The organism is Ectopseudomonas khazarica (genome assembly GCF_017915135.1).
GTDB classification, from domain to species: Bacteria; Pseudomonadota; Gammaproteobacteria; order Pseudomonadales; family Pseudomonadaceae; genus Aquipseudomonas; species Aquipseudomonas khazarica.
The window spans coordinates 1197617-1217576 of sequence record NZ_CP068551.1 but is presented as its reverse complement, the minus strand read 5'-3'; the positions used below and the strand labels follow the sequence as shown (position 1 = coordinate 1217576).

Genomic DNA, 19960 nt, shown 5'->3' with positions numbered 1-19960 from the left:
TGGCCGCCTGGGAGGCACTTGTGCGGCGACGCTAGCGCACAGCGTTCAGCTCGGCCTCGGCAAAGGCCATCAGCTCGGGGTAGAAGGCACGAAAGTCGTCGCTGAGCGGCACGTACAGCCGCTCCAGCTCGACCAGGCTGCCGTCGAGCAACTGCGGTCGTGAAAGACGCCGCTGCATGCCGGCAATCACCTGCTCGAGCACGGCGAACTCGCGATAGCTGCCGAGCCAGTCCTGCGCCGCCATGCGCGGCGCCATCAGCGCCAGACGTCCCGGCAGCGCCGGCTCGGCGGCCAGTACCCGGTACACCTGCCCGGTGAACTGCTGCAGCGGCTGTTCGGCGTAGTCCTGCCAGTCGCGCGCCAGGCAGTGGTCGAAGAACAGGTCCAGCAGCATGCCCGCCATGCGCCGTCGCTCGAGCGGGAAGCGCGCCCGTGCGCGCGCCTGCAGCGGATGGCTGTCGGTGAACGCATCGATACGCCGATGCAGGCGGATGGCGGCTTCGATATCGGCGGGCCACTGGCCGTTCAGCGGCCCTTTGACGAAGTCGCCATACAGGCTGCCGAGCAGTTGCGCTCGCGTGTCGCCACCCAGGTGCAGATGAGCCAGATAGTTCATGCCACGAGCTTAGCGCCAGACGCCGGACAATCGAAGCCGTCGATGGCGACTATCGGGACAATCGATCTGTATATCGACTCGAAGCGATATAAGGTTCGCCACATGACGATACACACCGACAGCGCCATGGACATCGACCTCGACGCCATCATCAAGGCCCTCGCCCACCCCGTACGCCGCGACATTCTCGACTGGCTGAAGGAGCCCGAGCGCCACTTCCCCGAGCAGGAGCACCCGCTGGAAATCGGCGTGTGCGCCGGCAAGATCTTCCTGCGCACGGGGCTGTCGCAATCCACCGTCTCCGCCCATCTGACCACCCTGCAACGCGCCGGTCTGGTGACCAGCCGCAAGGTCGGCCAGTGGCACTTCTTCAAACGCAACGACGAGCTGATCCAGGCCTTCGTCGAGCGTCTCGGCCAACAACTCTGAACCCGGAGGTAACACCATGCCCACTCTGTTCGACCCTATCCAGATCGGTGATCTGCAACTGGCCAACCGCATCATCATGGCCCCCCTGACCCGCTGCCGCGCCGACGAAGGCCGCGTCCCCAACGCGCTGATGGCCGAGTACTACGTGCAGCGTGCCTCGGCCGGCCTGATCATCAGCGAAGCCACCGCCGTCACGCCGATGGGCGTCGGCTACCCGAACACCCCCGGCATCTGGTCCGACGAGCAGATCCGTGGCTGGAGCAACATCACCCACGCCGTGCACGCCAACGGCGGCAAGATCGTGCTGCAGCTGTGGCACGTGGGTCGCATCTCCGACCCGATCTACCTCGATGGCGAGCTGCCGGTAGCGCCGAGCGCCATCCAGCCGGCGGGCCACGTCAGCCTGGTGCGTCCGCTGAAGAACTTCGTCACCCCGCGTGCCCTGGAAACCGAAGAGATCGCCGATATCGTCGAGGCCTACCGTCAGGGTGCCGAGAACGCCATGGCTGCCGGCTTCGACGGCGTGGAAATCCACGGCGCCAATGGTTATCTGCTCGACCAGTTCCTGCAGAGCAGCACCAACCAGCGTACCGACCGCTATGGCGGCAGCCTGGAAAACCGTGCCCGTCTGCTGCTGGAAGTGACCGACGCCGCCATCTCCGTCTGGGGTGCAGGCCGCGTCGGCGTGCACCTGGCGCCGCGTGCCGACGCCCACGACATGGGCGACGCGAACCGCGCCGAGACCTTCGGTTATGTCGCCCGTGAGCTGGGCAAGCGCGGCATCGCCTTCATCTGCGCCCGCGAGAAGGAAGACGACGACAGCCTGACGCCGCAGCTGAAGCAGGCATTCGGCGGCGTGTTCATCGCCAACGAGCGCTTCACCAAGGACCAGGCCAACGCCTGGCTGGCCGACGGCAAGGCCGACGCGGTGGCCTTCGGTGTGCCGTTCATCGCCAACCCGGACCTGCCGGCACGCCTGGAGCAGGATGCCGCCCTCAACGAGCCGCACCCGGACACCTTCTACGGCTCCGGCCCGGTCGGCTACATCGACTACCCGCGCCTGTAATCGCCAGCCAGGCCCCTCCCACGGCGTGACACCTGTGGCAGGGGCCTGGCCCGCGACCAAGAAAAACGCCCCGCAATGCGGGGCGTTCGTTCATCCGGCGTAGCCTCAGCGCCGATCGATCTGCTGCTGCAGGTTGACCATCTGGCTCTGCAGCGTATTGATGTTGCGCGTCATCTGCGCGCGGAAAGCATCGAACTCGGCGGTGTTCGGGCCGGCGCTGGCAGCCGGACGATTGTCCAGCTCGCTGCGCAGTACCAGCAGGTCCTGCTCCAGGCTGCGAATGGCCTGGCTCGGGTCACCCTGCTTCTGCAGCGTCTGAACGTCGCCAGCGAGGCTCTTGATACGGCTGTCGAGCTTGTCCAGCGCCGCCTGCGTCGCCTTGGCATCGCCCTGCGCCGCCTTCAGTGCCGCCTGCTCGCTGGCCAGCGCCTGCACCCGCTTGTCGAGCTCGGCACTGGCGCCAATGCCGCTCTTCAGCTCGCTGCCCAGTTGCTCGACGCGCTTGTCCAGCGCGACCTGTGCCGTCGCGCCCTGCTGCTGTTGCTTGGCCAGTTCGGCCAGGCGGTTTTCCAGTTGCTTGACCTGCAACTTGAGCGCCTCGCTGCCGCTGGTGACGCTGGACTCGGTGGCCACCACCTTGCCGGAAATGTCCTGGATGCGTCCGGCAGCTTCCTCGCTGATGCGCGCGAAGCTTTCCTGGGTCGCCACCAGGCGCTGCTCCATCAGGCCGATCTGCTGCAGGCTCCACCAGCCCAGCCCGGCCAGGGCGAAGCTCAGCGCACCGACCAGTGCCCACAGCGGCCCGGTGCTGGCGCCCTTCACCACCGGCGCCTTGGCGCTGCTGGGGCGGGGGCTGCGCGGCGCGGGTTCGTCATGCAGGTCGGCGTAATCCTCGCGGCGCTCGGGGGTCAGGCTGGGCAGGTTGTCGAGCTCGTCGTTGGCGTCGTTGCGCATGGTCAAACCTATGGGGGAAAGGGGTGAACGAAACTGCCGCGCAGTATACCGATTCGCCACTGGCGCATCAGCGCCGCGCCAGGGAGGTGCGCGGCGCACCGACGAAGGGCGCGACAGGGCCATCGACCCGGCCACGGCCCAGCAGTTCCGCGAAATTTGAACTGGTACGCACTTTGCTTTTCCAGTTGTCGTGGGCACGCCGACCCGGTGTCGCTCACAAGCCAGCAGGCGGCCTGAAAGTTCTGCAAAGCACGAAAAGGAGTCGGTTCCAGGTTCTGGCGAGCCAGAGCGATGCAAGGCGCAGACAGATGAGCTGGCGCCGTTCACCAACAGTGACGGCAGCCTGACGTTCCAGCCTGTTTGCAACGCGGCAACGCCCACGCTCGATCGACCGCGAACGGACTCGACGCAGTGTCCCAGCCAGAGGACGAGGGCTGGCGCGATCACGGATGGCGACGGACGCCGCAGACCGTGATCCTTCAACCAACCGGGGGAAGTGGCAATGGAACTGAACAAAGAAGTACTGGACTGCATGAAGACACTGCGTCGCCGACTGCGCGACGAGCTGGCGGTCGACATCCGCCTGAGCCAGAGCGATGTCATCAGCGCCATGCTCGACGGCAGCCTGCAGTCCAACGACGAGGAAACCCGCCGCCTGGGCCAGCGCCTGGCCGAGCTGTCCGATCAGCCACGGCGGGCCACCGTCACCCCGCTGGCCACCGTCGAAGTGCCGGTCAGCGAAGCGACCGGCTCCGTGCGCATCTACCGCGGCCAGCGCATCTACGCCTGATCGCCACACTGCACCTGCCACCAGGTGCAGAACTCATCCAGCGCATCCCACAGGCTCGCCGTCGGCTGGTAGTCGAGGAACTCACGTGCGCGATCGATGTTCAGCGAGAAGTCCCTGGCCATCACCGCCACGCCGAGACGAAACAGGCCCGGCTCGGGCCGGCCCGGCAGTATCCGGCAAATACCCTCGTTGAGCGAGGCGGCGGCATGGGCCAGGGCGAACGGCATGTGCCGCGTGACCGGCGGCAGCTCCAGCCGGCGCAGCACGTAGTTGACCACGTCCCACAGCGGCACCGGCGTACCGTTGCTGATGTTGTAAACCTGCCCCAGCGCCGGGCCGCTGACCTGCAGCGCGCTGAGCAAGGCTGCGTTGAGGTTGTGCACGCTGGTGAAGTCGACCTTGTTCAGGCCATTGCCGATGATCGCCAGACGGCCCTTGCGCTGCATGCCGATCAGTCGCGGGAAGATGCTGGTGTCACCGGCGCCGGTGACGAAGCGCGGGCGCAGGGCGATCACCTCCAGGCCGAATTCCTGGGCGCCGAACACCTGCTGCTCGGCCAGGTACTTGGTCTTGCCGTAATGATCGGAAAAACGCTTGGGCACCTGCTCTTCGCGGATATCGACGTGGGCGCGCCCGTCGAAGTAGATCGACGGTGAGGACAGGTGCACCAGGCGCCGTACCTTCTGCTTGAGGCAGGCCTCGATGACGTTCTCGGTCACCGTCACGTTGGCCTGGTGAAAGTGCGCATAGTCGCCCCAGACGCCCACCGCGCCCGCACAGTGCACCACCGCCTCGACATCCCGACACAATGTCCGCGCCAGCTCGGCATCGCCCAGGTCGCCCTGGACGAACTCGGCGCCACGCTTGATCAGGTGCTGCACGCCATCCGCACGCCGGCCGTTGACCCGCACCGTCAGGCCCTGTTCGAGCGCGAAACGAGCGAAACGCCCACCGATGAAACCGCTCGCGCCGGTGACCAGAATCCTCATCGCATCCCCCTGTCGTTCTTGTGTTTGCCGCACTCTAGCAGCGCCAACCCGGCGTCGCCCTGTCGCAGGCGGCCAGAACAGCGACCTGCCAGGCCGCGCACGGCGTCAACGCCCGGCCGGCGTCACCAGCACGGTGGCCGCCGCACGCTGCAGCTGTTGCGTGAGCCCGGCCAGGAGCTCGCCACCGTTGCGCCAGTGATGCCAGTACAGCGGCACATCGATGCAGCGCTCGGGCAACAGGTCCACCAGCCTGCCGCTGGCCAGCTCCTCGCGTACCTGCAACTGCGGCACCAGGCCCCAGCCCAGGCCGGCCTCGGCCATGCGCACGAACCCCTCCGAGGACGGACACAGGTGATAGGCGAACGCACCGCTGACGCCCAGCTCGGCCAGGTAGCGATGCTGCAACTGGTCGTCCGGCCCATAGACGATAGCCGGTGCGCGGGCCAGCGCAGCTGGGCTGACGCCCGAGGAGAAATGCCGGGAGATGAACGCCGGGCTGGCCAGGGCACGGTAGCGCATCGCCCCGAGGGCCAGGCTGCGCGCCCCGGCCACGGGACGTTCGGCGGCGCACACGCAACCGGCCACCTCGCCGGCACGCATGCGCTTGAGGCCGACGTCCTGGTCCTCCACCACCAGGTCCATCAGCACCCGCTGGCTGGCGCAGAACTCGGTGGTGGCCGCCGCCCACCAGGTGGCCAGGCTGTCGGCGTTGATGGCGATCCGCAGGCGCTCGGGAGCGCTCTGCTCGTCCAGCCCGGGGACCTGGCCCTGCAGGTCGCGTTCGAGCAGGCGCACCTGCTGCACGTGGTTGAGCAGACGGCGGCCGATCTCGGTGGGCGCAGGCGGCAGCGCGCGCACCAGCACCGGCTGGCCGACCCGCGCCTCGAGCAGCTTGATGCGCTGCGACACGGCCGACTGCGACAGCCCCAGCACCTGCGCGGCGCGCTCGAAACCGGCCTGCTCCACCACTGCGGCCAGGGCCGCCAGAAGTTTGTAATCGAACAATCGATTTTCCTAATGCCTGATCAGTAATATTTGTTTCTCTTATACATCCAGGCTCAGCAGAATCGCCAGCATTCACTCGATCAGGAGCCCGCCATGTCCGGCGAAACCAACCTCGCGCGACTGCTGCAGAGCATGACGCCGCACCTCAACCCCGGTCAGTACGTATTCTGCTGCGTCGCCGCCGATCACGACTGCAGCGCCCTGCGCCCGCTGGCCAGCGTGCAGGAAGCCGAAGGCCTGACCCTGGTGCTGCCACGGGAAAGCGCCGATGCCCACGGCCTGAGCTACGACTACGTCGCGGCCTGGATCACCCTGCAAGTGCATTCGTCGCTGGCGGCGGTGGGCCTGACCGCATCCTTCTCCGCCGCCCTGGCGCAGGCCGGCATCAGTTGCAACGTGGTCGCCGGCTTTCACCACGACCACCTCTTCGTGCCCAGCGAACGCGCCGAACGGGCACTGTCCACCCTGCGCGCCCTGGCGGCGTCCTCCCTGCCGGAATCCGCCTGATGTGGCAGAGCTATAGCAACGGCCTGCTGGTCGCCATCGGTCTGATCATGGCCATCGGCGCGCAGAACGCCTTCGTCCTGGCGCAGAGCCTGCGCCGCGAGCATCACCTGCCGGTGGCGGCCCTGTGCATCCTCTGCGATGCGCTGCTGGTCGCGGCCGGGGTCTTCGGCCTGGCCACCCTGCTGGCACAGAGCCCGACGCTGCTGGCCATCGCCCGCTGGGGCGGTGCGGCCTTCCTGATCTGGTACGCCAGCCAGGCGCTGCTGCGCGCCGTACGACCGCAGGCGCTGCAGGCCAGCGGCAGCGAGCCGCGCTCGTTGCGCGCGGTGATGCTCGCGGCGCTGGCGGTCACCCTGCTCAACCCGCACGTCTACCTCGACACGGTGCTGCTGATCGGTTCGCTGGGCGCCCAGCAGCCCCAGCCTGGCGCCTATGCAGCCGGCGCCGCCAGTGCCTCGCTGCTGTGGTTCAGCGCGCTGGCGCTCGGCGCGGCGTGGCTCGCCCCCTGGCTGGCCCGCCCGCTGACCTGGCGCCTGATCGACCTGGGGGTCGCGGCGATGATGTTCGCGGTGGCGGCACAACTGATCCTCGGCGCGCTGTAATCGCGCATAATGCCCCTGGCTCATTACGCCAGGAGCAACAATGGATACCTTGCATGGCATGCGCGTGTTCGTTCAGGTGGTCGAACGCGGCAGCTTCACCGCCGCGGCGCAGGCACTCGACCTGTCCACGGCACAGGTGTCACGGCTGATCGCCGACCTGGAGCAGCACCTGCAGGCGCGCCTGTTGCAGCGCACCACGCGGCGCCTGGCCCTGACCGAAACCGGCGAACGCTACCTGGAGCGCTGCCGGCAGATCCTCGAGCAGGTCGACGAGGCCGACGCCGAAGCCCGCGGCGCTCATCAGACCCCCAGCGGTCGCCTGCGCGTGCACACCATGACCGGCCTCGGCCTGCAGCACGTCACCCCGCTGATCGCCCGCTACGCCGAACACCACCCCCAGGTCGTGGTGGAGCTGACCCTGGCCCAGCGCACCCCCGACCTGCTCGAAGACGGCCACGACGTGACCATCGCCTTCGCCCGTGACCTGCCGGACTCGCAACTGGTCGCGCAGCACCTCGGGGCGATCCACAGCGTGATCTGCGCAGCCCCCAGCTACCTGGCCCAGTACGGCATCCCCGAGCAGCCGCAGGACCTGCAACGGCACCGTCACCTGCGCCTGACCGACCCGCTGTATCGCGGTCAGTGGGATTTCGGTGACGAACAGCTGGAGGCCCTGCCGAGCGAATGCTTTCAGGTCAACGTCGCCGAGGCACTGGTCAAGGCCGCCCAGGCCGGCATGGGTTTCTGCCTGTTGCCGTCCTTCGTGGCCAGCCAGCCGCTGCGCGAGGGACGCCTGCTGCGCATCCTCCCGCAACACCGCCTGCGCGCGCTGAACATCTACGCGATCTATCCGTCGCGGCGCTTCCTGGATGCCAAGACCCGCACCTGGGTCGAATTCCTCAAGGCCGAACTGCCGCCTCTGCTGCAGGGCGACGAGGCCATACTGGACGATCCGCAGCACTGGGCGACGGCGGAGAAATTGTTGCGCAAGGGGTAAGGGTCATTCACCCGGAACGCGCTTTTTCGCCTGTGCACGCCTCATTAGGATGACTTCGAACCCACGAAGAATCCCACGAGGATCACCCCATGAAAAACCTTATGACTGCCGCCGCCCTCTCCCTCAGCACCCTGCTCGCCGCCCAGACCTGCCTGGCCGAAGAGTCGCCCGCCTTCATCGCTCACCAACAGGCGCAACTGCAACAGCAGCACGAGGCGAATGCCGAGCGCCACGCGCAATCGACCCACGCGCAGCAGGCCGACCAGCAGGGCTGAAGTCCCAACCCTCCTGGCGCTGGCCTCCTCCCCTGCTCCTGGCCAGCGCCCCTCGGGCCGGCACGCCGGCCCTCTTTAGCACCACCTTCAGTACCCTATCGAGGTCATCATGAAAGCGATCGCCTGCCTGCTGGCGCTGGGTTGCAGCATCGACCTGGCCCAGGCCGAAACGGCCGAGCACTATCACTACGGCATGCAACTGGATATCGCCCGGATCATCAGCCAGACCCTGCCCCAGGGTTGCGACGTCGGCGAAGCCCGCCTGGTCTACCTGGACTCCCAGGGCGAGCGACACACGCTGATCTATCAGCGCATCGGTGAAAACTGCAACGGCTGACCCTCCCTCCCGCAACGGGCACACGCAGCCCGTCACCCCGCCCCGGCAAACTCATCAGCGCGGTCTACCCTGAAAGAACGGCAGCCCTGCCGAACGGGTACAACCCTGGTTGCACCTGAAGCAGGCCGACCCGCGCTCGCCCGGCTGCCAGGCCACGACTCAGGGCGCGTCGCTGCGTGCACCCTTGAGGTGCAAGAGCAGCGGGCCCTGACGTTCGTCGCCGCGGAGCATTTATTGGTTGCACCTGGTTGCACCTTGCATATTCTCAGGTTTAATCTCCCGCAGCTTTTCTGTTGCCCGCCATCCCTGGCAGCAACCCTTCGGGCCGTCGCAGGCGACGTCAAAGATTGCCCAGGCAATTTTTCTACCGTGCATAACCTGATAACAAGTAGGACTCCTCATGGCTACCACCACCCTTGGCGTAAAACTCGACGATGCCACCCGCGAGCGCTTGAAGAAGGCCGCCCAGCAGATCGACCGCACTCCGCACTGGATGATCAAGCAGGCAATCTTCAACTACCTGGAGCAGGTCGAGAGTGGTCTGACGCCCGCCGAGCATGCCGGCCTGGCCGCAGCCGCCGGTGAGGAAGCCCTGGAGTCGCTGAGCGAACAAGGCCTGCAGGTGTTCCTCGACTTCGCCGAGAGCATCCTGCCGCAGTCGGTGCTGCGCGCCGCCATCACCAGCGCCTACCGCCGCCCGGAAACCGAAGTGGTGCCCATGCTGCTGGAGCAGGCGCGCCTGACCAGGGAGCAGGCCGAGGCCTCGCAGAAGCTGGCCCTCAGCATCGCCGAGAAGTTGCGCAAGCAGAAGAACGCCAGCGGCCGCCAGGGCCTGGTGCAGGGCCTGCTGCAGGAGTTCTCGCTGTCGTCGCAGGAAGGCGTGGCGCTGATGTGCCTGGCCGAAGCACTGCTGCGCATCCCGGACAAGGCCACCCGTGACGCCCTGATCCGCGACAAGATCGCCAACGGCAACTGGAGCCAGCACCTGGGCCAGAGTCCGTCGATGTTCGTCAACGCGGCGAGCTGGGGCCTGCTGATCACCGGCAAGCTGGTCTCCACCCATAACGAAGCGGGCATGACCTCGGCGCTCAACCGCATCATCGGCAAGAGCGGCGAGCCGGTGATCCGCAAGGGCGTGGACATGGCCATGCGCCTGATGGGCGAGCAGTTCGTCACCGGCGAGACCATCGCCGAAGCCCTGGCCAACGCCGCCACCCTGGAAAGCAAGGGCTTCCGCTACTCCTACGACATGCTCGGCGAAGCCGCGCTGACCGAAGAAGACGCCAAGCGCTACCTGGCCTCCTACGAGCAAGCCATCCATGCCATCGGCAAGGCCTCGCATGGCCGTGGCATCTACGAAGGCCCGGGCATCTCGATCAAGCTCTCGGCCCTGCACCCGCGCTACAGCCGCGCCCAGTACGAGCGCGTGATGGAGGAGCTGTACCCGACTCTGCTGAGCCTGACCCAGCTGGCCAAGCAGTACGACATCGGCATCAACATCGACGCCGAGGAAGCCGACCGCCTGGAGCTGTCGCTGGACCTGCTCGAGCGCCTGTGCTTCGAGCCGAGCCTCGCCGGCTGGAACGGCATCGGTTTCGTCATCCAGGCCTACCAGAAGCGCTGCCCGTACGTGATCGACTACGTCATCGACCTGGCCAAGCGCAGCCGCCACCGCCTGATGATCCGCCTGGTCAAGGGCGCCTACTGGGACAGCGAGATCAAGCTGGCCCAGGTCAACGGCCTGGAAGGCTACCCGGTGTACACCCGCAAGCCGTACACCGACGTGTCCTACATCGCCTGCGCACGCAAGCTGCTGGCCGCGCCGGAAGCCATCTACCCGCAGTTCGCCACGCACAACGCCCACTCGCTGTCGGCCATCTACAACCTGGCCGGGCAGAACTACTACCCGGGCCAGTACGAGTTCCAGTGCCTGCACGGCATGGGCGAGCCGCTGTACGAGCAGGTGGTCGGCAAGCTTGCCGATGGCAAGCTGAACCGTCCGTGCCGTATCTACGCGCCGGTGGGCAGCCACGAGACCCTGCTCGCCTACCTGGTACGCCGCCTGCTGGAAAACGGCGCCAACACCAGCTTCGTCAACCGCATCGCCGACCACAGCATCTCGCTGAAAGACCTGGTGCTGGACCCGGTGGTCCAGGTCGAGCAGATGGCCGCCCAGGAAGGCACCATCGGCCTGCCGCACCCGCGCATCCCTATGCCGCGTGACCTGTACGGCCAGCAACGCCTCAACTCCTCCGGCCTCGACCTGGCCAACGAACACCGCCTCGGCTCGCTGTCCTCGGCACTGCTGTCGACCGTCAACCACAGCTACCTGGCCGAGCCGATGCTGGGCTGCGATGGCGCAGCCCCGGGCGAGCCGGAGCCGGTACGCAACCCGGCCGACCACCGCGACCTGGTCGGCCACGTGCGCGAAGCCAGCATCGCCGACGTCGACAGCGCCATCCTCTGCGCCATGGCCAGCGGGCAGATCTGGCAGTCCACTCTGCCGGCCGAGCGCGCCACCGTGCTGGAGCGCGCCGCCGACCTGATGGAAGCCGAGCTGCAGCAACTGATGGGCCTGCTGGTGCGCGAGTCCGGCAAGACCTTCGCCAACGCCATCGCCGAAGTGCGCGAGGCCGTGGATTTCCTGCGCTACTACGCGATCCAGGCGCGCAGCTTCGGCAACGACAGCCACCGCCCGCTGGGCCCGGTGGTGTGCATCAGCCCGTGGAACTTCCCCCTGGCCATTTTCAGCGGCCAGGTCGCTGCGGCGCTGGCCGCCGGCAACACCGTGCTGGCCAAGCCGGCCGAGCAGACCCCGCTGGTCGCCGCCCAGGCCGTGCGCATCCTCCTCGAGGCCGGCGTGCCTGCAGGTGCCGTGCAGCTGCTGCCGGGCCGTGGCGAAACCGTCGGTGCGCGCCTGGTGGGTGACGAGCGCGTGCGTGGCGTGATGTTCACCGGCTCCACCGAAGTCGCCGGCATCCTCCAGCGCAACATCGCCGGCCGCCTGGATGCCCAGGGCCGTACCATTCCGCTGATCGCCGAGACCGGCGGCCTCAACGCCATGATCGTCGACTCCTCGGCACTGACCGAGCAGGTGGTGATGGACGTGGTGGCTTCCGCCTTCGACAGCGCCGGCCAGCGCTGCTCGGCCCTGCGCGTGCTGTGCGTGCAGGATGACGTCGCCGACCGCGTGCTGACCATGCTCAAGGGCGCCATGGCCGAGTACAGCCTGGGCAACCCGGAGCGCCTGAACACCGACATCGGCCCGGTGATCGACGCCGAAGCCAAGGCGGGCATCGAGACCCACATCCAGAAGCTGCGCGAGAAAGGCCGCAAGGTCACCCAGCTGGCGCGCGCCAACGGCGAAGAGATCAAGCGCGGCACCTTCGTCGTGCCGACCCTGATCGAGCTGGACAGCTTCGACGAAATGAAGCGCGAGATCTTCGGCCCGGTGCTGCACGTGGTGCGCTACCAGCGCGCCGACCTCGGCAAGCTGCTGCAGCAGATCAACGACAGCGGCTACGGCCTGACCCTCGGCGTGCACACGCGCATCGACGAAACCATCGCCCAGGTGGTGGGCACGGCCAAGGTCGGCAACCTGTACGTCAACCGCAACATGGTCGGCGCCGTGGTCGGCGTGCAGCCGTTCGGCGGCGAAGGCCTGTCCGGCACCGGCCCGAAAGCCGGCGGCCCGCTGTACCTGTACCGCCTGCTGTCGACCCGTCCGCAGGAAGCCGTCGCCCAGTACCTGCAACAGGCCGACGTGCAGACCCTGCCCGCGCCGAGCGAGCTGGACAAGCTGCGCGCCGCCTTCGCCGAGTGGGCGGGCCAGCAGGAGCCGGCCATCGCCGCCCTGTTCGAGCAGTACCGCAGCCTGTCGCAGAGCTACAGCAGCCACCTGCTGACCGGCCCGACCGGCGAGCGCAACAGCTACACCCTGCTGCCGCGCGAGCAGGTACTCAACCTCGCCGACGAGCGCGGCGACCTGCTGGCCCAGCTGGCCGCCACCCTGGCGGTCGGCAGCCGGGCGATCTGGCTGGAAAGCCAGCGCGCGCTGTACAGCGAACTGCCGAAGGAGGTGCAGAAGCACATCCAGCTGGTGGCCGACTGGAACAGCATCGACGTGGAGCTGGATGCCATCCTGCACCATGGCGATTCCGACCAGCTGCGCGCGGTGAGCGAGCAGGCTGCGCAGCGCAAGGGCGCCATCATCGGCGTGCACGGCCTGAACAAGGGCGAGACCGACATCGCGCTGGAGCGCCTGCTGGTCGAACACGCCCTGAGCGTCAACACCGCGGCGGCGGGTGGCAACGCCAGCCTGATGACCATCGGCTGATCGCCGGCGTCATCACCGAGTCGCACCGTGGAAAGCCTGCTGAAAGCTTTCCACGGCATGCTGCAACCACGGCGCGACTACCTGCAGGGGCTACCCGCCCGGCGCCGTGTTCCTTCCCGATAGGCCTCCGGGCCCGCGTACGCCTACCCGGCAAACGCACCAGGCGGGGTCACCCACCCCGCCTGCCCTCCCCACGCATGCGAAAAGTTTTCATTTCGCCATCATTGCGCTGTCAAGAAAACTGACTAGTGTCTGATCAGGCTGACGCCTGCAAAGCGTCGCACCGAGCTGCAGTCCTGCCTCGTCGCACGTGCTCGACAACGCCTGAAACAGGGATGTGCGTTGACGAACCTGGTCCATTGATTCAAGTCAGGATGCTGTGCTCGTCAAACGCGCTCAATACCAATGTCCCCACGTGACATGGAGGTAATTGAGATGTCTGATTCGACGCAAAAACTCCGCCTCGGCGCCCTGATCGCGCTGGTGGTCGGCTCCATGGTCGGTGGCGGTATCTTTTCCCTGCCGCAGAACATCGCCGCCAGCGCCAGCGCCGGTGCCACCCTGATCGGCTGGCTGATCACCGGGGTCGGCATGCTCACCCTGGCATTCGTCTTCCAGACCCTGGCCAACCGCAAGCCCGAACTCGACGGCGGGGTGTACGCCTACGCCAAGGCCGGTTTCGGCGACTACATGGGTTTCTCCTCGGCCTGGGGCTACTGGATCAGTGCCTGGATCGGCAACGTCAGCTACATGGTGCTGCTGTTCTCCACCCTCGGCTACTTCTTCCCGGTGTTCGGCGAGGGCAACACCCTGCCGGCGGTGATCTGCGCCTCGATCCTGCTGTGGCTGCTGCACTTCCTGGTGCTGCGTGGCATCAAGGAAGCGGCCTTCATCAACACCGTCACCACCATCGCCAAGATGCTGCCGCTGGCGCTGTTCATCATCATCGCCGCCATCGCCTTCAAGCTCGACGTGTTCACCAGTGACTTCTGGGGACGCGGCAACAGCGACCTGGGCAGCGTGATGGACCAGGTGCGCAACATGATGCTGGTCACCGTCTGGGTGTTCATCGGCATCGAGGGGGCGAGCATCTTCTCGGCCCGCGCCGAGAAGCGCAGCGACGTCGGCAAGGCCACGGTGATCGGCTTCGTCGGCGTGCTCCTGCTGCTGGTCCTGGTCAACATCCTGTCGCAGGGCATCATGGCCCAGGCCGAGCTGGCCGGGCTGAAGAACCCGTCGATGGCCGGCGTGCTGGAGCAGGTGGTCGGCCCCTGGGGTGCGCAGCTGATTTCCATCGGCCTGATCGTCTCCCTGGCCGGAGCGCTGCTGTCGTGGACACTGCTGTGCGCCGAGATTCTCTTCGCCAGCGCCCGCGACCACACCATGCCGGAGTTCCTGCGCAAGGAGAACGCCAACCACGTTCCGGCCAACGCGCTGTGGCTGTCCAACGGGCTGATCCAGCTGTTCCTGATCATCACCCTGTTCAACGCCTCCACCTACCTCAGCCTGCTGTACCTGGCCACCTCGATGATCCTGGTGCCCTACTTCTGGTCCAGCGCCTACGCGGTACTGCTGGCCGTGCGTGGCGAGACCTACGAGAACGCCGCCGGCGAGCGCAACAAGGACCTGCTGATCGCCCTGGTTTCCACCCTGTACGCGGTCTGGCTGCTGTACGCCGCCGGCGTGCAGTACCTGCTGCTCTCGGCCCTGCTCTACGCCCCAGGCGCGATTCTCTTCGCCAAGGCCAAGCACGAACTGGGACAACCCATTTTCACCGGCGTCGAGAAGCTGATCCTCGTCGCCGTACTGATCGGTGCCGCCATTGCAGCCTACGGGCTCTACGACGGTTTCCTGAGTCTCTAGGAGAAGGAGTTCTTTCATGAGCAAGAAACCCCTCGGCGTTCATTCCGAAGCCGGCAAACTGCACAAGGTAATGGTCTGCTCACCGGGCCTGGCGCACCTGCGCCTGACCCCGGCCAACTGCGACGAACTGCTGTTCGACGACGTGATCTGGGTATCGCAGGCCAAGCGCGACCACTTCGATTTCATGACCAAGATGCGCGAACGGGGCGTCGACGTCGTGGAAATGCACAACCTGCTGGAAGAGACCATCAGCAACCCCGAAGCGCTGAAGTGGATTCTCGACCGCAAGATCACCGCCAACAGCGTCGGCCTCGGCCTGCTCAGCGAAGTGCGCGATTTCGTCGAAGGCCTGGAGCATCGGCGCATCGCCGAGTTCCTCATCGGTGGCGTCTCCGGCGCCGACCTGGCCAGGCACAAGAACTCCGAGGCGGCGAAGATGTTCAACGCCTACCTCGGCGAGTCCAGCTTCATCTTCCCGCCGCTGCCCAACACCCAGTTCACCCGCGACACCACCTGCTGGATCTACGGCGGCGTCACGCTCAACCCCATGCACTGGCCGGCACGCCGCCAGGAAACCCTGCTGGCCAGCGCCATCTACAAGTTCCACCCGGACTTCGCCGGCGAACAGTTCGACATCTGGTATGGCGACCCGGACAAGGACCACGGCTCGGCCACCCTGGAAGGCGGCGACGTCATGCCCATCGGCAACGGCACCGTGCTGATCGGCATGGGTGAGCGCACCTCGCACCAGGCCATCGGTCAGGTCGCCCGCGCGCTGTTCGCCAAGGGCGCGGCGGACAAGGTGGTGGTGGCCGGGCTCGGCAAGTCCCGCGCCGCCATGCACCTGGACACCGTGTTCAGCTTCTGCGACCGCGACCTGGTGACCATCTTCCCGGAAGTGGCCAACTCGATCGTGCCCTTCACCCTGCGTCCGGACGAGAGCCGCCCTGGCGGAGTCGACGTGCGCCGCGAGGAAAAATCCTTCCTCGACGTGGTCGCCGAATCGCTCGGCCTCAAGCAACTGCGCGTGGTGGAGACCGGTGGCGACGCCTATGAAGCCGAACGCGAGCAATGGGACGACGGCAACAACGTGGTCTGCCTGGAGCCCGGCGTGGTCATCGGCTACGACCGCAACACCTACACCAACACCCTGCTGCGCAAGGCCGGGGTCGAGGTCATCACCATCAGCGCCAGCGAACTCGGGCGCGGCCGTGGCGGCGGCCACTGCATGACCTGCCCGATCATCCGCGACCCCATCGATTACTGATCGAGCCGGCCCCGGCGGCCATCCGCCACCGGGGCGTTCGACCGCCCACAAGGAGAGAGAACCATGGCTTTCAACATGCACAACCGCAACCTGCTCAGCCTGATGCACCACAGCACCCGGGAGCTGCGCTACCTGCTCGACCTCTCGCGCGATCTCAAGCGCGCCAAGTACACCGGCACCGAGCAGCGACACCTGCAGCGCAAGAACATCGCGCTGATATTCGAGAAAACCTCCACCCGCACCCGCTGCGCCTTCGAGGTGGCCGCCTACGACCAGGGCGCCAACGTCACCTACATCGACCCCAACTCCTCGCAGATCGGTCACAAGGAAAGCATGAAGGACACCGCCCGCGTGCTCGGGCGCATGTACGACGCCATCGAGTACCGCGGCTTCCACCAGGAGATCGTCGAGGAGCTGGCGCAGCATGCCGGCGTGCCGGTGTTCAACGGCCTCACCGACGAATACCACCCGACGCAGATGCTCGCCGACGTGCTGACCATGCGCGAGCACAGCGACAAGCCGCTGCATGACATCGCCTACGCCTACCTGGGCGATGCACGCAACAACATGGGCAACTCGCTGCTGCTGATCGGCGCCAAGCTCGGCATGGACGTGCGCATCGCCGCTCCCAAGGCCCTGTGGCCGAGCGACGAGCACGTCGCCGCCTGCAAGCGCTTCGCGGAAGAGAGCGGCGCGCGCCTGCTGCTCACCGAAGACCCGAAGGAAGCGGTCAAGGGCGTGGACTTCGTGCACACCGACGTGTGGGTGTCCATGGGTGAACCGGTGGAGGCCTGGGGCGAGCGCATCGAGGAGCTGCTGCCCTATCAGGTCAACGCCGAGATCATGAAGGCCGCGGGCAATCCACGGGTCAAGTTCATGCATTGCCTGCCGGCCTTCCACAACAGCGAGACCAAGGTCGGCAAGCAGATCGCCGAGCAGTACCCGCACCTGAAGAACGGCATCGAGGTCACCGAAGAGGTCTTCGAGTCGCCGTGGAACATCGCCTTCGAGCAGGCGGAAAACCGCATGCACACGATCAAGGCGATCCTGGTCGCGACCCTGGCGGATATCTGACAAATGGCACCTGCAGGATCGGGCTTGCCAGCAAGCCCGATCCTGCGCAAAGCCGGGCGCCCAGGCGCCTGGACCAAGGAGAACAGTATGCGACTCGTCATCGCTCTGGGCGGTAACGCCCTGCTTCGTCGCGGCGAAGCCATGACTGCGCAAAACCAGCGTGACAACGTGCGCGTTGCCTGCCAGCAGATCGCCAAGGTCGCTCCCGGCGTCGAGCTGGTGATCGCCCACGGCAACGGTCCGCAGGTTGGCCTGCTGGCCTTGCAAGGCAACGCCTTCGACGCCGCCAACCCGTACCCGCTGGACGTGCTCGGCGCCGAGACCGAGGGCATGATCGGCTACATGATCGAACAGGAGCTGGGCAACCTGCTGCCCTTCGAGGTGCCCTTCGCCACCATCCTCACCCAGGTCGAGGTGGACAGCGCCGACCCGGCGTTCAAGCACCCGACCAAGCCCATCGGCCCGGTCTATGCCCGGGAGGAGGCCGAGCGCCTGGCCGCCGAGAAAGGCTGGAGCATTGCCCCGGATGGCGACAAGTTCCGCCGCGTGGTGGCCAGCCCGCGGCCGCAGCGCATCTTCGAGATCCGCCCGATCAAGTGGCTGCTGGAAAAAGGCAGCGTGGTGATCTGCGCCGGCGGCGGCGGCATCCCGACCATGTACGACGGCGACCAGCTGCGCGGCGTCGAGGCGGTGATCGACAAGGACCTGTGCTCGGCGCTGCTGGCCGAACAGCTGAATGCCGACCTGCTGGTGATCGCCACCGACGTGGACGGCGCCTACGTCGACTGGGGCAAGCCGAGCCAGAAGGCCATCGCCGAAGCCCATCCCGATGCGCTCGAAGACCTCGGTTTCGCCGCCGGCTCCATGGGGCCGAAGGTACAGGCCGCCTGCGAGTTCGCCCGCAACACCGGCTGCGTCGCGGTGATCGGCTCGCTGGAAAACATCGAGGCCATCGTCCAGGGCCGCTCCGGCACACGCATCAGCATGGCCTGCGACGGCATCGTCCATCGCTGAAGGAGGACCGCAGCATGTTCACCCCCGGCCACCTGCACCGTGACAACCTCGACCGCCCCGACGCCTTGCGCCACATCCCGCCGTTCTCGGTCGACTTCTACTACGAAGTACGCCAGGACCCGCAACAGGGACCGATGCTGCACATGCGCCTGGCCGGCAACGTACGCGGCAAGCCGTTCGAGGAGGAGTTCGAACTGCACCGCGACGTGGCCTTCAATTTCGCCAGCGTGGCCACCCGCGCCGCCGCCCGCCATGGCCTGCCCATCAACGCCAGCCCGGTGATGCGCGGCCACGACGAGTACGACAAGGTGTTCGCCGACATCCGCGCCAAGCTGCACACCCGGCCAGGCGAACCGGTCAACCTCGACCACGTGCTCTGACGCCCCCTCGGGCACCGGCGCGGCGTCCCAAGGGGGCAGCGCACTCGGCGATAGGCGTCACGCCTGCATCGTCCAGCCGTGCACGCCCATCGCGGCCTGGCGCCCGGCTTCCGAGCGGGTCGGGTGCGGGTGGCAGGTCAGGGCGATGTCCTCGGCCGAGGCGGAGAACTCCATGGCGACGCAGTACTCGCCGATCAGCTCGCCAACGCTCGGGCCGATCATGTGCACGCCGAGAATCTGGTCGGTGTCGGCATCGGCGATGATCTTCACGAAACCTTCGGTCTCGTGGTTGATCTTCGCCCGGCTGTTGGCACTGAAAGGGAACTTGCCGACCTTGTACGCACGCCCCTCGGCCTTCAGTTCCTCCTCGCCCTTGCCGACGCAGGCCACTTCCGGACGGGTGTAGATCACCCCGGGGATCACCCCGTAGTTGACCTCGGCCGCATGCCCGGCGATGCGCTCGATGCAGGCCACCGCCTCGTCCTCGGCCTTGTGCGCCAGCATCGGCCCGGAGGTGACATCACCGATCACCCAGACACCGGGCACAGCGCTGTGCTGCCTGTCGTTGCCGAGCATGCCGCGCTGGTCGGTAGCGAGCCCCACGCTCTCCAGCCCCAGGCCACGGGTGTAGGGGCGGCGACCGATGGCCACCAGCACGTAGTCGGCGTCCAGGGTCTCCTGCACCCCGCCGGCAGCCGGCTGCAGACTCAGGCTCACGCCGCGCTTGTCCGAACGGGCCGCCGTGACCTTGGTGCCGAGCTTGAAGCTCATGCCCTGCTTGCCCAGGGTGCGCTGCAGCGTCCTGGCGGTCTCGCCGTCCAGGCCGGGGCAGATGCGATCGAGGTATTCCACCACCGTGACCTGACTGCCCAGGCGACGCCATACCGAGCCCAGCTCCAGGCCGATCACCCCGGCACCGATCACCACCAGGTGCCGGGGCACCTCGGGCAGCGACAAGGCGCCGGTGGAATCGAGGATGCGCTGGTTGTCGATCTCGACGCCCGGCAACGGCGTCGGCTCGGAACCGCTGGCGATGACGATGTTCGTCGTCTCGAGCAGGCGCTCGCCGCCCTCGTGCAACCTGACCTGTACCCGTCCGGGGCCGTCGATGCGCGCCCAGCCCTTGACCCATTCCACCTTGTTCTTGCGAAACAGGAATTCCACGCCCTTGGTCAGCGCTTCGACGCTGTCGGCCTTCTGTTTCATCATCTGCTTGAGGTTGAGCGTCGGCGTGACCTCCACGCCCAGGGCACTCAGTTCGCCGGCGGCCGCCGCTTCGTATAGCTCCGAGGCATGCAGCAGCGCCTTCGAGGGCATGCAGCCGACATTCAGGCAGGTGCCTCCCAGGGTTTCGCGCCCCTCCACGCACGCCACCTTCAACCCCAGTTGCCCGGCACGGATGGCCGCGTTGTAGCCGCCAGGGCCGGCGCCGATGATGACTACGTCATAGCTGCTCATA

The 19960-nt window shown here is 66.8% G+C and carries 19 protein-coding genes; 14 read left to right on the top strand and 5 right to left on the bottom strand.

What is annotated here, in order from left to right; genetic code table 11:
• Nucleotides 1-31: 31 nt before the first annotated feature.
• The gene (locus tag JLK41_RS05605) at nt 32-616 is read right to left on the bottom strand and encodes an acyl carrier protein phosphodiesterase (RefSeq protein ID WP_037046980.1); all 585 of its coding nucleotides are present in this window, start codon (nt 614-616) and stop codon (nt 32-34) included.
• A gap of 126 nt (nt 617-742) precedes the next feature.
• Between JLK41_RS05605 and JLK41_RS05600 the strand changes: the two genes are divergently transcribed.
• The gene (locus JLK41_RS05600; RefSeq protein WP_037047412.1) at nt 743-1045 is read left to right on the top strand and encodes an ArsR/SmtB family transcription factor; all 303 of its coding nucleotides are present in this window, start codon (nt 743-745) and stop codon (nt 1043-1045) included.
• A gap of 16 nt (nt 1046-1061) precedes the next feature.
• Complete coding sequence (locus JLK41_RS05595; RefSeq protein ID WP_037046977.1) at nt 1062-2111, top strand: alkene reductase; 1050 nt, start codon at nt 1062-1064, stop codon at nt 2109-2111.
• A 105-nt stretch (nt 2112-2216) separates the two neighbouring features.
• Here JLK41_RS05595 and JLK41_RS05590 read toward each other — a convergent pair whose 3' ends face one another.
• Nucleotides 2217-3065, bottom strand: coding sequence for an ATPase (locus JLK41_RS05590; protein WP_210390530.1), 849 nt, complete (start codon nt 3063-3065; stop codon nt 2217-2219).
• Between the two features lie 502 nt (nt 3066-3567).
• On the opposite strand from JLK41_RS05590, the gene JLK41_RS05585 reads away from it, so the two are divergent.
• The gene (locus JLK41_RS05585; protein ID WP_210390529.1) at nt 3568-3855 is read left to right on the top strand and encodes a hypothetical protein; all 288 of its coding nucleotides are present in this window, start codon (nt 3568-3570) and stop codon (nt 3853-3855) included.
• On the opposite strand, the gene JLK41_RS05580 is transcribed toward JLK41_RS05585, so the two are convergent.
• On the bottom strand, nt 3846-4844 hold the full coding sequence (locus JLK41_RS05580) for an NAD-dependent epimerase/dehydratase family protein (protein WP_210390528.1): 999 nt from the start codon (nt 4842-4844) through the stop codon (nt 3846-3848). The two genes, JLK41_RS05585 and JLK41_RS05580, sit on opposite strands and share 10 nt — an antisense overlap.
• A 105-nt stretch (nt 4845-4949) precedes the next feature.
• A complete protein-coding gene (locus tag JLK41_RS05575; RefSeq protein ID WP_037046962.1) occupies nt 4950-5849 on the bottom strand; it encodes a LysR family transcriptional regulator ArgP in 900 nt (299 codons plus the stop codon).
• Between the two features lie 93 nt (nt 5850-5942).
• Here JLK41_RS05575 and JLK41_RS05570 point away from each other — a divergent pair, with 93 nt between their 5' ends.
• The 11 genes from JLK41_RS05570 (at nt 5943) to JLK41_RS05520 (ending at nt 18501) form a co-directional block, all read left to right on the top strand.
• A complete protein-coding gene (locus JLK41_RS05570; protein WP_047587431.1) occupies nt 5943-6356 on the top strand; it encodes an ACT domain-containing protein in 414 nt (137 codons plus the stop codon).
• Entirely contained in the window at nt 6356-6958 is a 603-nt protein-coding gene (locus JLK41_RS05565; RefSeq protein ID WP_134677732.1) for a LysE/ArgO family amino acid transporter, read from the top strand. Before JLK41_RS05570 ends, JLK41_RS05565 begins: the two co-directional genes overlap by 1 nt.
• Before the next feature lie 40 nt (nt 6959-6998).
• The gene (locus tag JLK41_RS05560; RefSeq protein WP_037046953.1) at nt 6999-7955 is read left to right on the top strand and encodes a LysR family transcriptional regulator; all 957 of its coding nucleotides are present in this window, start codon (nt 6999-7001) and stop codon (nt 7953-7955) included.
• Nucleotides 7956-8044: 89 nt separating this feature from the next.
• Complete coding sequence (locus JLK41_RS05555) at nt 8045-8230, top strand: hypothetical protein (RefSeq protein WP_037046951.1); 186 nt, start codon at nt 8045-8047, stop codon at nt 8228-8230.
• A gap of 109 nt (nt 8231-8339) precedes the next feature.
• Entirely contained in the window at nt 8340-8567 is a 228-nt protein-coding gene (locus JLK41_RS05550) for a DUF2790 domain-containing protein (RefSeq protein ID WP_037046949.1), read from the top strand.
• Nucleotides 8568-8967: 400 nt separating this feature from the next.
• Entirely contained in the window at nt 8968-12903 is a 3936-nt protein-coding gene (putA, locus tag JLK41_RS05545) for a trifunctional transcriptional regulator/proline dehydrogenase/L-glutamate gamma-semialdehyde dehydrogenase (protein WP_210390527.1), read from the top strand.
• A gap of 435 nt (nt 12904-13338) precedes the next feature.
• On the top strand, nt 13339-14766 hold the full coding sequence (gene arcD, locus JLK41_RS05540; protein ID WP_134677736.1) for an arginine-ornithine antiporter: 1428 nt from the start codon (nt 13339-13341) through the stop codon (nt 14764-14766).
• Nucleotides 14767-14782: 16 nt separating this feature from the next.
• Entirely contained in the window at nt 14783-16033 is a 1251-nt protein-coding gene (gene arcA, locus JLK41_RS05535; protein ID WP_037046944.1) for an arginine deiminase, read from the top strand.
• Nucleotides 16034-16096: 63 nt separating this feature from the next.
• Nucleotides 16097-17107, top strand: a complete 1011-nt coding sequence (locus tag JLK41_RS05530; RefSeq protein ID WP_037046943.1) for an ornithine carbamoyltransferase — start codon at nt 16097-16099, stop codon at nt 17105-17107.
• An 87-nt stretch (nt 17108-17194) separates the two neighbouring features.
• Entirely contained in the window at nt 17195-18121 is a 927-nt protein-coding gene (gene arcC / locus JLK41_RS05525) for a carbamate kinase (protein ID WP_037046941.1), read from the top strand.
• A 14-nt stretch (nt 18122-18135) separates the two neighbouring features.
• On the top strand, nt 18136-18501 hold the full coding sequence (locus JLK41_RS05520; RefSeq protein WP_037046939.1) for a DUF5064 family protein: 366 nt from the start codon (nt 18136-18138) through the stop codon (nt 18499-18501).
• Between the two features lie 57 nt (nt 18502-18558).
• Here JLK41_RS05520 and lpdA read toward each other — a convergent pair whose 3' ends face one another.
• On the bottom strand, nt 18559-19959 hold the full coding sequence (gene lpdA, locus JLK41_RS05515) for a dihydrolipoyl dehydrogenase (RefSeq protein ID WP_210390526.1): 1401 nt from the start codon (nt 19957-19959) through the stop codon (nt 18559-18561).
• Nucleotide 19960 lies beyond the last annotated feature (1 nt).